At 57.3% G+C, this 14889-nt stretch carries 13 protein-coding genes and 6 pseudogenes; 9 read left to right on the top strand and 10 right to left on the bottom strand.

The features are described 5' to 3' along the window. Positions 1–240 precede the first annotated feature (240 nt). The 4 genes and pseudogenes from H8F24_RS03820 to H8F24_RS03805 all read right to left on the bottom strand — a co-directional run. A pseudogene (locus H8F24_RS03820) lies at positions 241–435 on the bottom strand (IS5/IS1182 family transposase); the annotation flags it as partial. Between the two features lie 278 nt (positions 436–713). Further along, positions 714–1086: pseudogene (locus H8F24_RS03815) on the bottom strand (transposase); the annotation flags it as partial. Positions 1087–1183: 97 nt separating this feature from the next. Next, positions 1184–2698: an IS66 family transposase gene (locus H8F24_RS03810; protein WP_197170082.1), complete on the bottom strand. Its 1515-nt coding sequence runs from the start codon at positions 2696–2698 to the stop codon at positions 1184–1186. Between the two features lie 103 nt (positions 2699–2801). Then, positions 2802–3074 (bottom strand): annotated as a pseudogene (locus H8F24_RS03805) (IS5/IS1182 family transposase); the annotation flags it as partial. Between the two features lie 80 nt (positions 3075–3154). On the opposite strand from H8F24_RS03805, the gene H8F24_RS19120 reads away from it, so the two are divergent. Both H8F24_RS19120 and H8F24_RS03800 read left to right on the top strand, forming a co-directional pair. After that, a complete protein-coding gene (locus H8F24_RS19120) occupies positions 3155–3442 on the top strand; it encodes a transposase (protein ID WP_231597691.1) in 288 nt (95 codons plus the stop codon). Between the two features lie 10 nt (positions 3443–3452). Further along, positions 3453–4325 (top strand): IS3 family transposase, encoded by an 873-nt coding sequence (locus tag H8F24_RS03800; RefSeq protein ID WP_231598222.1) that lies wholly within the window; start codon positions 3453–3455, stop codon positions 4323–4325. 15 nt (positions 4326–4340) lie between these two features. Here H8F24_RS03800 and H8F24_RS20080 read toward each other — a convergent pair. Beyond that, a pseudogene (locus tag H8F24_RS20080) lies at positions 4341–4649 on the bottom strand (IS5/IS1182 family transposase); the annotation flags it as partial. 98 nt (positions 4650–4747) lie between these two features. Continuing rightward, positions 4748–5018, bottom strand: a pseudogene (locus H8F24_RS20075) (transposase); the annotation flags it as partial. A gap of 67 nt (positions 5019–5085) precedes the next feature. On the opposite strand from H8F24_RS20075, the gene H8F24_RS19115 reads away from it, so the two are divergent. Then, complete coding sequence (locus tag H8F24_RS19115) at positions 5086–5595, top strand: transposase (protein ID WP_197157219.1); 510 nt, start codon at positions 5086–5088, stop codon at positions 5593–5595. Then, a complete protein-coding gene (locus tag H8F24_RS03790) occupies positions 5592–6650 on the top strand; it encodes an IS3 family transposase (RefSeq protein WP_231597781.1) in 1059 nt (352 codons plus the stop codon). Before H8F24_RS19115 ends, H8F24_RS03790 begins: the two co-directional genes overlap by 4 nt. 179 nt (positions 6651–6829) lie before the next feature. Here H8F24_RS03790 and H8F24_RS19110 read toward each other — a convergent pair whose 3' ends face one another. From H8F24_RS19110 to H8F24_RS03780, 3 genes and pseudogenes are all read right to left on the bottom strand, one after another. After that, positions 6830–7129, bottom strand: coding sequence for an IS3 family transposase (locus H8F24_RS19110; protein ID WP_231598021.1), 300 nt, complete (start codon positions 7127–7129; stop codon positions 6830–6832). 136 nt (positions 7130–7265) lie between these two features. Next, positions 7266–7553, bottom strand: coding sequence for a transposase (locus tag H8F24_RS19105; RefSeq protein WP_231597691.1), 288 nt, complete (start codon positions 7551–7553; stop codon positions 7266–7268). A 159-nt stretch (positions 7554–7712) separates the two neighbouring features. After that, positions 7713–7865: pseudogene (locus H8F24_RS03780) on the bottom strand (IS5/IS1182 family transposase); the annotation flags it as partial. Between the two features lie 208 nt (positions 7866–8073). Here H8F24_RS03780 and H8F24_RS03775 point away from each other — a divergent pair. The 3 genes from H8F24_RS03775 (at position 8074) to H8F24_RS03765 (ending at position 11638) form a co-directional block, all read left to right on the top strand. Continuing rightward, positions 8074–8583 carry a transposase gene (locus H8F24_RS03775; RefSeq protein ID WP_197170293.1) on the top strand — a complete coding sequence of 170 codons (510 nt, stop codon included), beginning with the start codon at positions 8074–8076 and terminating at the stop codon, positions 8581–8583. Next, entirely contained in the window at positions 8559–9638 is a 1080-nt protein-coding gene (locus tag H8F24_RS03770; protein WP_197171021.1) for an IS3 family transposase, read from the top strand. The genes H8F24_RS03775 and H8F24_RS03770 overlap by 25 nt, the downstream gene beginning before the upstream one ends. A 449-nt stretch (positions 9639–10087) precedes the next feature. After that, positions 10088–11638, top strand: a complete 1551-nt coding sequence (locus tag H8F24_RS03765; protein WP_197155761.1) for an IS5 family transposase — start codon at positions 10088–10090, stop codon at positions 11636–11638. A gap of 264 nt (positions 11639–11902) precedes the next feature. Here the strand turns inward: H8F24_RS03765 and H8F24_RS03760 are convergent, their stop codons facing one another. Then, entirely contained in the window at positions 11903–12670 is a 768-nt protein-coding gene (locus H8F24_RS03760; RefSeq protein WP_197158285.1) for a class I SAM-dependent methyltransferase, read from the bottom strand. 625 nt (positions 12671–13295) lie between these two features. On the opposite strand from H8F24_RS03760, the gene H8F24_RS03755 reads away from it, so the two are divergent. Together H8F24_RS03755 and H8F24_RS03750 are read left to right on the top strand one after the other, a co-directional pair. Continuing rightward, on the top strand, positions 13296–14228 hold the full coding sequence (locus H8F24_RS03755) for a phytanoyl-CoA dioxygenase family protein (RefSeq protein WP_197158286.1): 933 nt from the start codon (positions 13296–13298) through the stop codon (positions 14226–14228). A 321-nt stretch (positions 14229–14549) separates the two neighbouring features. Next, positions 14550–14828, top strand: a complete 279-nt coding sequence (locus tag H8F24_RS03750; protein WP_197158292.1) for a DUF427 domain-containing protein — start codon at positions 14550–14552, stop codon at positions 14826–14828. Positions 14829–14889: the final 61 nt, after the last annotated feature.

The following is a 14889-nucleotide window of genomic DNA, read 5'->3' as shown; positions in this document are numbered from 1 at the left end:
ATCAGCAAATTCCTAATCGGGATCGGCCGACTAACTCATTGGTCAGTCGAGCCGTCGCCAGGGCAGGGAGCGCAATTCGAATCCCAGGCCACGTTTGCTTTCGGGGTCAGGCCTCCAAAGATGTCATCGGCCATGGCCCGATGTCCTCATGACCAGAGTGGCAAGGGCGCTCTGGCTTGGCCGTGGGTGTTTCGGGCGCGAGGGCGTACGCGCGTACTGGTTCGTTTGCTGACACTGGGGGCCCAATGCCATTCGAAATGGCTTGGCAGGTGCCCCAAAGCCTTTGCAGAACTGCGACGCGTAGTCGTCCTCCAGCTTATCCCAGGGAATGAGCTCAGCAAGCTTGATCCAGCGATTGTCACCAGAGAGTTTGCCGCCAAACGGCAAGAAGAAATCCTCAAACGAGAGCTGATGACGATGCTCGCGCCGATACATGCGGAAAACTCTGGACTGCTTTTCGGCGATATCGAGCCGAATTGGGCACATTCTACAGTTGAAATCTGCTCGGATCCACTGCGGCGCAGCCGCTTTGCCCCTTCTCAGGAGGCCCGAAATAGGGCCTCCTGAGAAAGTAAGAACCAGCCCTAGGTCAGCAAAGTGGGGAGGCCCCGCCCTAACACTGAGTGTTGCTCAGGCTGCAGCCGGTTGATTGCTCAGGAGCCGCTCCTCGCCTCTTCGGATGGATTCAGTGCCGATCAGTAGCTGAAACAAGAAGGCAAAAAGGACCAAAAGAAGCCCCAGCAGCTTCTCGAGGTTCATCACCAGTACAGCCAATGCAATGGCTGATCCTTGGGTGGCAGCGAGCTTCTCACGAATCAAACCCAATCCAAATCGCCGCTTCCCCTGTCCGATTTTGCCTTCTACCGCGTTACGTTGCCGTTGATCATCAAGAAACTGTCTCTTCTCTTCTGCCACAAGCTCAGGATCGCTCTTGGGCCGACCAAGGCGAGGTCCACTCAGGCGAATCCCATGACGCTGACAGAAAGCGCGGTTCGCTCGAGTCCGATAGATCTGATCGGCACAGATCACTTCTGGATAATGACCATGACGACGGCGATAGGCTCTTGCTTGAGCCTTTAGATCTTGTATCCGTTCAGGGGCCGTGACGCAGCCGCGCAGCATTCACCGCCCTTGATCGCTGATCACCAAGCGACCACAGACACCACGATCGATGACGGCCGGCTCAGGGATTCGGCAACAGCGATGGCATCTCACCGCCGCGATGATGGGCGATCAAGGCCTGCTCCAGGAACTGCCAGATATCACGGCCCTGTTGCCGCAGGCTGGTGGTGACCGTGAGCAACCTGCTGCGGCAGATTGCACCCTGGCGGGATTGGACGCCATGGCTGATCTTGCGCTGAATCACCGAATGGCGCAGGGCACGCTCGGCTGCGTTGTTGGTGGGCTCGATCCCTTCAATCTCCAGGAAGGTCCAGAGGCCATCGCTCACTTGCAGCAACTGATGGCAGGTACGCACCGTCTTGGCCCACGGCGTTCGCTCGCCGCGCTGGCAGCCCAGCTCCACAACCCGCTGCAGCGTGCCCACAAACGCCTGGCGGATCGGCCGACAGCCCTGCTGCAACGTGGACCAGTCGATCGTTCCGTCTTTGTAGCGGTGCCACTGGGCAAACAGCTGCTGCTGCAGGCCCAGCAGCTCCGCTCCAATCTCACCGCTGGCGCCCTGACGGTCAGCGATGGCAGTGAGATCGCGGATCACGTGCGCCCAGCACAGCTGGCGCTGCTCCAGCGGGAGATGGTTGTAGGCGGAGAAGCGGTCGCTCACCACAATTCCGCCAAAGGCATTCCCGAGCAGGTCGATCGCGGCGGCAGCCGAGCGGCTCAGGCTCTGCAAGAACACTGTCACCCCCATGGCGGTCACCATGACCCACTCCCAGCCGCGCCGGCCATCGGGGTTGCCCCCATCGGCATTACCGGTGGGGGCACCGGTTTCATCGACATAGACCACCGACTGCTGACGGGCAAACGCAAGGGCCTCCTGCATGGGCTGCTCCAGTGCTGCACTCAAGCGCTGGCGGATAGTGGCCATCGCTCCCCGGCTGATCTGTACCCCCAGCAGCTGATCCAGCAGCGCCTGGGTCTTGCTGAAACTCAACGGGAAGGCACTACCCAGCAGACCCACCAGAGCACTGAGCCGGGGACCGTAATGGCTTACTTCCACCTCCGCCGGTAACGAGGCACAGGTGCTGGTGGTACAGCAGGGGCAGACCAGGCGGTGCAGCCGGTGCTCGATCACCAGAGGCGTGATCGGTGGAATCTCGATCACCTGGTGCCTCAAGGGCTCGGGATCCTGACCCTGTAGCAACGTGCCGCAGCGGCGGCAGGCCTGGGGGTGGTGCTCGACCACCTCATCCACCCGCTCGATCGGCAGCAGCTCCGGCCCAGATCCGGGATGGCCCGGCTGGCCGCCGCGCTTGCGGCCACTGCCCTTGCGTCGTTCGGGCGGCTTAAACCCCTGGCCATCACTGGAGGGAGGCTTGGAAGAATTGCGGGAGCTGCGGCCGATCCGCTCGCGCAGATGGGCCAGTTCGGTCGCCAGGGCGGTGAGCTGGATGCGGAGCTGCTCGATCTCCTGTTGCTGCCTCTGGCACTGACTGACCAGCTCAAGAAATCCAGCCTTCACTCCCACCGGGGTGGCGGCCCAATCGGCTTCTGAAATCCCGGCCGGTGGGGTGGTCATCGCAAGGAGTCTCTTACTGAGATGCAACCAGGAATCAAGCCACCGTCAAGGGTTCAGCAAGCCCGATGTTCGTTGCGAGCTGTCCCGACTCCTGAACGGGTACTAGATCTTCTCCTTCGTTGTAGGGGTCGTAGCTCAAGCGGTCTAGGTAGGTGAATCCATCACCCGTAACTAAAATTGAGATCTTGGCTCCGAATTCGACATTACATCTGGCTTTGCCACGAACTATGGGCCTGATGTGAGCTTGGAAGAGGCTCACGATCCAATTGGGGATGCTTCTGCTGTCTGAGTGGTAGAGAATCTTCTGCTGGCGAATCAGCTCGCTGACCACCAAGAGTTTGTGATACCAGTGTCTTCCTGCGGCCAAAAGGCAGGCTGAGGTGGTCTGGCTTTTCTGGACAGGCCCCATCGTTAACCTCTGAGGCGGGGTACCGCCCCTGAAAGGGGCTCCCACCGATGAGCAAGCGCCGCACCCACAGCCCCGAGTTCAAGGCCAGGGTCGCCATGGAGGCGATCAGTGGCCGCAAGACGATCCAGGAGATCGCCGCCGACCACGCCATCCACCCGATCCAGGTGAGCCAGTGGAAGCGGCAGCTCCTGGACGGTGCCAGCGAGCTCTTCACCCGAGGCAAGAAGACCAAGGACAAGGAGGAGGGGCAGGCCAAGGAGGCGGAGCTGTTCCAGCAGATCGGACGGCTGCAGATGGAGCTGGAGTGGCTCAAAAAAAAGTCTCAACTGCTCTGATGCCCGTGAACTGCGCAAGCTGGTCGATCACGACCACCCCGAGCTCAGCATCAGCAGGCAGTGTGCGCTGCTGGGGCTGCCTCGATCCACGCTGTACTACCGGCCGACACCGGTCCGTGTATCGACGCTGCGGATCATGGCCAGGATCGATGCTCTCTACCTGGAGGATCCCTGCAGCGGCAGCCGCCGGATGGTGGACTATCTGGCCCAAGATGGTATCCCGATCAGCCGAGATCGAGTGCGAAACCTCATGCGGCGCATGGGATTACGGGCGATCTACCAGAAGCCCCGGACGACGGTTCCAGGTGATCCGTCCGTGCGGTTCCCCTGCCTGGTGGACCTCACGCAGGTCACGTCGGTGGATCAGGTCTGGGCGACCGACATCACCTACATCCCTCTGCAGAAAGGGTTCCTCTATCTGGTGGCGATCATGGATCTCCATTCCAGGCATGTGCTCAGCTGGAGGCTCTCCAACAGCCTTGACACGAAGTTCTGTCTGGAGGCCCTGGAGATGGCCTTGGGAGGCGGCCGTAGGCCAGAGATCTTCCACTCCGATCAAGGCTGTCAGTTCACGTCCGCTGACTTTGTGGCCAGACTCAAAGGGGAGCGGATCCAGATCAGCTGGTCCGGCAGAAAGCGGTGCTACGACAACATCCTTGTTGAACGGCTGTGGAGGACTGTCAAGTACGAGGAGGTCTACCTACGGGCATACAGCGATGGCTGGGACGCTGAAATCAGCCTGGCCCGCTTCCTGTGGCGGTATTGCCATGTAAGACCTCACAGTTCCCTTGGAGGCAAAACTCCCCACGCGGTCTACACTGAGGCCGAACCATGTTCCACCCGTCCTGGGTTAACGATGTCAGGGGCCGGAACTGTCCAATAAAAGGCACCCACCTCAGGCACCGCAAGCGATCAGGGCATCAATACTGCCAAGATTCCGTTGAAGATGGCCGAGCTGCTGCTTAATCGCTCTTCGAATCTTGCTGATGCGAGGGCGCTTCTTCTTTGCCACTGCCAAAAACTGCTGACGGGCTTTCTTTCGATGCGTACGTGGCTTCTGGCCAAACGCCTCTCTGATCGGCGGATGCATCGCATCAATCAGTTTTTCTGTAACTTCTCTGGCTTCATTGAGCAGAGATAAATCAGTCGGATAGCGGATGTCAACCGGTGCGCATGTGGCGTCAATCAAGAGTGTGCCTTGGTTGGCCGATGGCATAGACGTGTGATCATTGCTGCCATGCCCCGTGGAAGAACCGCCACCTTTGTCTGCACCTTGATCATCGTCGGCATCTGCGGCCTGGATCACATTCAGCCCATGGCGCACGATCCGTTCGTTGCAGTCGTTGATCACTGACTCCGGCAGGCGCTTCCGGAAATAGACCATCATCGATGGATCGAACGGTGCTGAGAACTGGAACGCTTCTAATCCAATGAAGAATTGCAGGTACGGATTTTCCTTGAGTTGCTCAACCAGCTCCTCGTCTGTGATCGCCATGCGAGCTTTGATGATCAGGGCACCCAATGCCATTCGAAATGGCTTGGCAGGTGCCCCAAAGCCTTTGCAGAACTGCGACGCGTCCCCCAGTGTCAGCAAAGAAGTCCGCTCGGTTTGACCCGTCCACCTGGGGGCCCAACCGACGACTATGCAACCGCCCTATGACGCCGCTCTGCGGGAAGCCGTCCGCCTGCGGATGAGCCCTCCGAACCTTGAGAGCGTGGCTGAGATCGCCCGCGACACCGGGATCACGGCGCAGACCATCTACAACTGGCGGAGCCAGTGGCAGAAGCAGGGCCAGCTGGTGCCTGCCACGAACCGGCCGCCGGAGCAGTGGAGCGCTGCCGACAAGCTGGCAGCCGTGATCCAGGCCGCAGGACTGAACGGAAGCGAGCTCGGGTCGTTCTGCAGGGAGCGGGGGCTGTACCCCAAGCAGGTTGCCCGTTGGCGCCAGGCCGCCGAGGATGCCAATGGCCCCAGCGCGCCGAGCATGGCTGATCAGCGGGAACTGCAACGCAAGAATCAGGAACTGGTCCGGCGGAATCGCCAGCTGGAGCGTGAATTGCAGAAGAAAGAAAAAGCACTGACAGAAGCGGCGACGTTGTTGATGCTCTCAAAAAAGTTCAACCAGATCTTTCAACCGGACGAGGATCCTTGATTCCGTCTGGCGATCGCGGTGCGATCGTCGCGCTTCTACAGGAAGGCATCAGTCGTGGCCTTTCGGCCAAGGCCATTGCTGATCTTTTCGGCCTGGCGACACGCACGCTGAGGCGATGGGGCTTGATGATTCGGACCCAGGGATTCAGCTGCGATCAACGCAAGGGAGCGTCCAGGCATGTCATGCATCGTTTCAGCGAGGAGGAGCGCCAACAGGTGTTGTCCACTGTCAACGATCCACGCTTTGCCGATCTCACGCCTGGTCAGATCGTGGCGATCCTTGCCGAGGAGGGAGTCTACGTGGGATCGGAGTCAACGATTTACCGCATCATGCGCCAGGAAGGCCTGTTAAATCATCGCGGCAGGAGCCGCCCACCGCGGGAGCCAAGAGAGCCACCCGTGCTGGAGGCAACGGGCATCCATCAAGTGCTGGCCTGGGATATCACCCTGTTGCCGGGGCCTGTGAAGGGTCAGTTCTACTACCTTTATATGGTGATGGATGTGTGGAGCCGGCGCATCCTTGGTGTTGAGGTGCACGATCGTGAATGCGGCGAACTGGCCAAGCACTTCTTTGATCGTGTCTGCCGTGATGAAGGGATCAGCTCGGGGTCGACCACGATCCTGCACGCCGATAACGGAGCACCCATGCGCTCCTACACCTTGGCCGCCAAGCTGGCCGAGCTCGGCATCTCCCTGTCATTCTCGCGGCCGCGGGTGAGCAATGACAACGCCTACGTTGAGTCATGGTTCCGAACCATGAAATATCACCAGAGCTATCCAGTGCGTCGTTTCCGGGATCTTCTCTCAGTGCGTGCCTGGGTCGATGGTTTTGTTGACTGGTACAACGCTGAGCATCGTCACAGCGGCATCAAGTATGTGACGCCCAATCAACGTCACTACGGAGAAGCTGACGCGATCTGCAGAGTCCGTCAGCAGACCTATGAGCAGGCGCGTGCGCAACATCCACGCCGCTGGGCCAGGCCACCTCGCGATTGGGCTCAGCCAACAGTCGTGCGGGTCAACCATCCCAGACCGCAGGACACTGTCGCTGCTTGAAGATCAGAAACCCAGGCCCCAGGGGGTTGTGGTTGGACCGCCCGCAAGAGGCGGGCCGGCCTCAGCCTCCGACCGGGGGCCGGCCGCTCAAGCCTGCGCTCCTGATCAACGCGCGATGACGATCAACATCCGATCTCGAAGCCCATGATCCTCCATCCGGAGTAGGCTTTCTGAGGTACTCAGATCAGTACCCTGAGCGGACATCTTTGCTGATAGGCGCCGATGTAGGTGATGTCGGTCGCCCAGACCTGATCCACCGACGTGACCTGCGTGAGGTCCACCAGGCAGGGGAACCGCACGGACGGATCACCTGGAACCGTCGTCCGGGGCTTCTGGTAGATCGCCCGTAATCCCATGCGCCGCATGAGGTTTCGCACTCGATCTCGGCTGATCGGGATACCATCTTGGGCCAGATAGTCCACCATCCGGCGGCTGCCGCTGCAGGGATCCTCCAGGTAGAGAGCATCGATCCTGGCCATGATCCGCAGCGTCGATACACGGACCGGTGTCGGCCGGTAGTACAGCGTGGATCGAGGCAGCCCCAGCAGCGCACACTGCCTGCTGATGCTGAGCTCGGGGTGGTCGTGATCGACCAGCTTGCGCAGTTCACGGGCATCAGAGCAGTTGAGACTTTTTTTTGAGCCACTCCAGCTCCATCTGCAGCCGTCCGATCTGCTGGAACAGCTCCGCCTCCTTGGCCTGCCCCTCCTCCTTGTCCTTGGTCTTCTTGCCTCGGGTGAAGAGCTCGCTGGCACCGTCCAGGAGCTGCCGCTTCCACTGGCTCACCTGGATCGGGTGGATGGCGTGGTCGGCGGCGATCTCCTGGATCGTCTTGCGGCCACTGATCGCCTCCATGGCGACCCTGGCCTTGAACTCGGGGCTGTGGGTGCGGCGCTTGCTCATCGGTGGGAGCCCCTTTCAGGGGCGGTACCCCGCCTCAGAGGTTAACGATGGGGCCTGTCCAGAAAAGCCAGACCACCTCACATCCGATCTCGAAGCCCATGATCCTCCATCCGGAGTAGGCTTTCTGAGGTACTCAGATCAGTACCCTGAGCGGACATCTTTGCTGATAGGCGCCGCGTAGTCGTCCTCCAGCTCATCCCAGGGAATGAGCTCAGCAAGCTTGATCCAGCGATTGTCACCAGAGAGTTTGCCGCCAAACGGCAAGAAGAAATCCTCAAACGAGAGCTGATGACGATGCTCGCGCCGATACATGTGGAAAACTCTGGACTGCTTTTCGGCGATATCGAGCCGAATTGAGCACATTCTACAGTTGAAATCTGCTCGGATCCACTGCGGCGCAGCCGCTTTGCTCTTTCTCAGGAAGCCCTAATTATTCTAGACACATTTAGTCCAGGCCCCCTGCGTCAGGAAAGAAGTCCGCTCGGTCTGACCCATCCACTAGGGGGCCAAACCGAGGACCATGAAACCGATTTATGACCAGGCCGTGCGGGCTGAGATCCGCAATCGCATGAGCCCGCCCAACCGAGAGAGCGTGGCCGAGATCGCTCGCTCCACCGGCATCACTACCCAGACCCTCTACAACTGGCGCAGTCAGTGGCAGAAAGAGGGCCAGCTGGTGCCGGCCACCAGCAAGCCGCCGGAGCAGTGGGGCGCATCCGACAAACTGGCCGCCGTGATCCAGGCCGCAGGCCTCAGCGGCCCCGATCTCGGCGCTTACTGCCGTGAGCGGGGCCTCTACCCCAAACAGCTTGCCCGCTGGCGCCAGGCCGCTGAGGATGCCAATGGCCCCAGCGCGCCGACCATGACCGACCACAGGGATCTACAGCGCAAAAACCAGGAGCAGGCACGCCAGATCCGGCGCCTTGAACGTGAGTTGCAGAAGAAGGAAAAAGCTCTTTCGGAGGCGGCAACATTGCTGATGCTGTCAAAAAAGCTCGATCAGCTTTGGCTGCAAGAAGAGGAGTCCTGATTCCGTCAGAGCAGAGAAATAAAGCCATGGACTTTCTCCATGAAGGCCTCAATGCAGGAGCTTCCATCAAGGCTGTTGCTGATCTGATCGGCATCTGTTCACGCACTCTGCGGCGCTGGGGGCTTGATATCAGCGGCCAGGGATTCAGTGTGGACCGCCGCAAGGGTGCCCCACGTGAAGTGGCTCACAGATTCACGGCAAAAGAGCGGCAGCGGGTGATTGACTCCGTCAATGATCCGCGCTTTGCCGATCTTGCGCCTGCTCAGATCGTGGCCATTCTTGCTGAGGAGAGAATGTATGTGGGTTCAGAGTCGACGATCTATCGCATCATGCGGCAGGAAGGCCTGCTGAATCATCGTGGCAGGGCCCGCTCTCCCCGCGAGCCAAGACCAGTCCCGGTGCTGGAGGCAACAGGAGTTTACCAAGTGCTGGCCTGGGATATCACCCTGTTGCCCGGCCATGTCAAGGGTCAATTCTACTACCTCTACATGGTGATGGATGTGTGGAGCCGCCGCATCCTTGGAGTGGAAGTGCATGAGCGCGAATGCAGCGTGCTCGCCAGCGCATTCTTTGATCGCGTCTGCCGCGATGAAGGAATCAACAAGGAGACTGCTGCGGTCCTGCACTCGGACAATGGCGCCCCCATGCGCTCATTCGCCTTGGCGGCCAAGATGGCGGAGCTGGGTGTTTCGCTCTCGTTCTCCAGGCCGCGCGTCAGCAACGACAACGCCTACGCTGAATCATGGTTCCGTACCATGAAGTACCACCAGAGTTATCCGCTACGGCGCTTCCGGGAACTGCTCTCGGTAAAAGCCTGGGTGGATGGCTTTGTCGAGTGGTACAACGCTGAGCACCGGCACAGCGGCATCAAGTACGTGACGCCCAATCAGCGGCACTACGGCCAGGTCGATGGGATCTGTGCCATCCGGCAGAAGACCTACGAAGAAGCTCGGCAGAAGAATCCGCAGCGCTGGAGTCGTCACATCCGTGACTGGAGCCAGCCACAGGTTGTGAGCATCAACCATCCCCGTCCGCAGCAACCTATCGCTACTTGACCCTCAACAATCCAGGCCCCCGTGGCTGTCCGATGGCGCCCCTCGGTGGGCGCCATCGGACACAGCCGCGAACAGGGGCCGGACGCCCCAACCCCGACCAAAGACAGCCATCGATGACAACGACACCCCGGCCACGGCGACCCTGAACCTCAACCCGCAGTACACTCAAGTTCGGTGCTCAGCTCAGCACCCCGAGCGGACAACTTCCCTGATAGGTCCCGGAAGCTCGCTGCCACCCAAGGATCAGCCATTGCATTGGCTGTACTGGTAATGAACCTCGAGAAGCTGCTGGGGCTTCTTTTGGTTCTTTTTGCCTTCTTGTTTCAGCTACTGAGGGACTCCTGAAAAATCCAGATCCATTGCGCCGCAGCTGGTCTCAAGCATGAGAAACCGCTAAAGTGGCCGTGAATCAGGCAATCCGTGATTGCCTTTACTCCTGATCGTTCCATATGTACCGGAGGCACAATAACGGTCAGATCTCAATCAAGGAGTTCCACCTGCCATTTGGCGGCACACTTGATCCCGAGAATCGCTGGGTTCAACTGGAGGGGCTGATCCCATGGGATGAGCTGGAAGAAACCTATGCCCCTCAATTCAGCGCCACAATTGGCGCTCCAGCCAAATCAGTGAGAATGGCCTTTGGTGCTCTCTACATCAAACAGAAGTTAGGGCTCACCGACGAAGAGACAGTCCATCAGATCAGAGAGAACGCCTATATTCAGTTCTTTCTCGGCTTTGCGGGCTACACAGCTAAGGCACCGTTTGATGCCTCGATGATGGTGCACTTTCGCAAGCGTTTTTCTGACGAGGATCTGCGCCGTATCAACGAGCTGGTGGTGCAGCGCGGCAAAGAGATCCTTCTGGAAGCACTTGCTCAGGCAGCAGACGATGACGACCATGATGATCGTGATTCCAGTGGAGGAGGCGCTCAGCTAGAACTTGATGCGTTGATCAAGCCTGCTGACTGGCCAGAAGGAAAGAATTGGGGCACTCTCACGATTGATGCCAGTTGCACTCCAGCCGACATCACCTATCCCAGAGACCTCAAGCTCCTCAACGAGGCTCGCACAACGACCGAGCGAGTCATTGATGATCTGTGCAGTCAGTCATCGGGATTCAGGAGACATCGACCTCGCTACGACCGTGGCCTTGCTCGTGCTCATTTCCTGAGAGTGGCGAAGCAAAAACGACCACGTCGCCGCAAAGTGAAGGCTGCCATTAAACATCAGCTTGGCTATGTGCGGCAGAATCTCAAGGCCATTGATGCTCTGATCGGCTGCGGGGCAAGGCTTTCCGAGCTTAAGAGGCATTGGTGGCAGAAGTTGTTGGCCTGCAGCGAGTTGGAGCGGCAACAGGGCCTTCTGCTCGCCTCTCAGACCAACAGCATTCCAGACCGCCTGGTGAATCTTGTGCAGACCCATATCCGCCCAATGGTGCGAGGCAAAGCACGTGCTGCGGTGGAGTTTGGAGCCAAAATCAGTGTTTCGGTTCAAAACGGCTTTCCGTTCTTGCACCGCATAAGCTGGAACCCCTACAACGAAGGAGAAGACCTTATCGCTCAGGCGGAAAAATACAAGCTGGATACAGGATCTTACCCAGAGCGAATCTGCGCCGACCGGATTTATATCACGGCCAAGAATAGGCATTTCTGCACGAGGAACGGTATTCGCCTCTCCGGCAAGCGATTGGGTCGCCCGCCCAAGGATCCTGATGTCACCACTGCACACAAGCACCAGCTCCGATCTGATCAAGCTCGACGCAATGAAGTGGAAGGCGTCTTTGGCTCTGGAAAGCGCAAGTATTCCCTGGATCTGATCATGGCTCGTCTACCAGCTGGTGCCGAATCCTCCATCTCGATGGCCTTTGTCGTGATGTGCGCGGAAAAGGTCTTGAGGCTGCTGCGCCTCTTTTTTGTCCTTCTTTTTGGGTGGATCTACAGCTTTTTTATGGCCTGGTCAGCGATCAGAGCGCCTGAGGGCATCTGCAAGCCATGCTTTTGAGATCTGGCCGACTTGATGTCACCGCGCTTGCCAGCCTGATTAACGCGAAGCAAACGGACGAATCCGGCGCCGATGGGCCGAGAATCTTTTTCAGGAGTCCCTACTGATCGGCACTGAATCCATGCGAAGAGGCGAGGAGCGGCTCCTGAGCAATCAACCGGCTGCAGCCTGAGCAACACTCAGTGTTAGGGCGGGGCCTCCCCACTTTGCTGACCTGGGGCTGGTTCTTACTTTCTTAGGAGGCCCTACTTCCTCAGGAGACTCTCAGTAAAATACCAGCGACAAATTATACGATGATTTTCTAATGATCCCTTTGTGAAGTCCTGCTGCAGATAATTCCGTGATCCACGTGTCCTCGGCAATCGCAAGGATGCTTCCTGTGGATCTTAAGGTCTGCAGATTGTTGCGAATGAATAAATCGGCGGTCCTGAATCCAAATGGATTAAACATGTAGACGAATGACGGCTGCGCGATCAGCTTATGACTGCGCGCGTCGTCGACGAAAAATGTGATCGGAATCTGCTCCTGGCGCAGGGTCGAAAACTGCAGCAAATTCTTTCTTGAGGTGCTGATGAGTTCCTCCGAGAAATCAAAGCCGCTATAGGTTTTGAACCTGTAGTTTTCTGCGAAGTAGATTGTCGATATTCCGCTGCCGCAGCCAACGTCAAGAAGGCGGAAGTAAAAGGGATTGAATTTAGGTGGTGTCATGTCTATCAGCCTGTCGATATTTCTTAACCATCCGATCTGAAAATGCTGCGAATCGCTGACATCCATTCCCTCGATGTTCAGTCTTGCCAAGTCTCTTTCGTCTCGATGAAGATTGTATCGATTGATCCATTGATCATTGTAGTATTGATTGGCTTCTTTTCTCCACTGGAATTCAGGATCATTCCACCTTGGTGTAAACTTAAGGCCAGGATGGCAGCTGGGCTCCATGGCGGTCACGGAAGCAACTTGTTGAGATTCTATCTCTTGGCTGATTCCGATTTCACAGGAATCATGCAGGGGAGGCAAGGCCTTGAGGCTTTGCATGGTCGAAACTTGTGATTGATTGGACCGGAGACAGGAGGCCATACTTATGGGTTTTTACCCTTGCTCTTTTCGTGGCGCCCGTGTCTCCAGGCGTACTGATTGGACAACTCATCCTGACGCTTCAAACTCGGATGAATCAACTCGGCCACTACGGCTCTGAATCGTTGTCAGTACTCGCTCAAGGGTTTGAGGAATCAAAGGAGGCGCAACCCCCTCGCGCCTTGCTTGAAACGAAGAACCCCGTGGCAGGAAGCGAGGCTGACAGGGCGTTGGGTTGTTGACGGCAGCTCTCCAGCTGATTCAGCGACCCTCCATGTCTTGAAGGTGAAGGGTGGAGACGTTCTCCCTGTGATGTTGATGTGCGTTTTGATGTCTGGTGGCAAAGTCTGTGTCAGAGATAGTTTTCAGTGGTTGAAGTTCGCACATCCTTCAATGATTGCGTTCGCTCAGAATATCCACCTTCCATCTGCTTCGTCAGAGGCTTCTCTGCATTGTCGATGCGCTGGCTTGGATCAGGCAGGCGCCAGCCGGCCTGAGCGAACGACTCTGAAGCAGACCTGGTGATTTTGACGTATGGGCACTGATAACAGTATCCTGTATTGATCAGGATCTCTGGCCAAAGCAAATGAGTAAGCTCAAGTATTTTGGTCACCTGGGAGATGATATTGATGACCCGCTGGAATATTTTCAGGAGCAAAATTATATTATCTGCAGAGGAGCCACTGATCTGGATAAAATTGATCAAGTGTTTAGCATCTATAATGACACTGTGGTTGATTCGGATAGTAATTACCTGCGGCAATCGGGCCTTTGGGAGCGGCATGCCAAGACTGGAGTTGGGGGAGTTGCTAATTGTCTGTTGAATTGCCACAGTTATGAAGAGGGTGATAATGGCATGCTTTCTAGTGCAATTCTTTCTCTTCTGGGCTCTTCGAGCGTTCAGAAATCATTGTCTCAAATTAGTGGCAAGAACAATATCTTCAAGCTTTTTCAGACTATGCTTTTTGATCACGCTACCACTCCCCCTCATCAAGACTGGATTTATCTTGATTCCCGGCCTAACGGTCACCTGATAGCTGCTTGGGTTGCGCTTGAGGATACGCACCTTGAAGGAATCAGATTTTATGTCTACCCGGGTACTCATCTTATGGCTCCTCGGAGTGGCTATCTTGATCGGCAACATCATGCCATGTACGATGGCTTTCTGGCTGAAATTCGCACTTACCTAGAGTCGCGGGATCCACAGATTTATGCCCCTCCTCTTAAGAAAGGAGATATTTTCTTTTGGGGTTCGCGAATTATTCATGGATCAACGCCGGGGCCAGACCGCAGCCTTAGAAGGCGTTCAATAGCAGCACACTTTGTTCCGGATGGCTTCGGCTTTGGCAATCTGCGGGAAGACTTTTCGTTGAGATTCAAGGAAAGGCATGGTTTGGTTTATGCTGACTATGCGTTGGATGGCGAATTTCGGCAAAACAATCCTGCAGTGCTGGCCTCGGGAGTCGCCAAGGGAAAGGCCGCCTTTGATTTGAGGTCCTTCCTGAAGCTTCCATGGTAGTTGATCTTCCGGTTTCGGGCTTTGCATTCATAGCTCTGGAGTGCACAGCGTCAGGTTCAAGCGGGCCGGGCACGTGACTTGTGCCTCCCCTGGGTTGAAGCATCCAATCCTGAACTGCTGGTCATGATGCATGCGGTATTTTTTTGAGCGGCTGCTTGCCGTGGCTGACCGATTCTGGAGATCTGAGCCTGTGAGCCTCCTGGAGGCTTCAGTTATCAAGGCAGGGCACGCGATCGCAGCCTGCTTGTTCTGCGTCTTTTCCTGGAATCGGGGACGCTGAGGTGATTAAGCTGCAGGATGATGATCCCTTGCTCTCTCGCCATGGAAGCCCGTTGGAATGATGCCGTCATCGCCAGTAGTGACGACATCGTCAAGTTGGAGGGCAATGCCTACTTCCCGGCTGAGTCGCTGAATGCTGTCCATTTCCGTCCCTCGTCGCACCGCAGCATCTGTGGGTGGAAGGGAGAAGCGCATTACTACGACGTGGTGGTCGGCGACCAGGTGAATGCGAACGCCGCCTGGTTTTATCCCGACCCCAAGAGTGCCGCCGCTGAAATCCGTGGCCGGGTTGCGTTCTGGAAGGGCGTATCGGTGAGCTGAGGAGCTCGGCGCCACCAGATCCCTTCACGTGGGAAGCACCGCATCGCGAGGCAGGCGAGTT

Source organism: Synechococcus sp. CBW1002 (genome assembly GCF_015840915.1).
Classification (GTDB): domain Bacteria; phylum Cyanobacteriota; class Cyanobacteriia; order PCC-6307; family Cyanobiaceae; genus CBW1002.
This window is presented reverse-complemented; position numbering and strand designations above follow the sequence as displayed.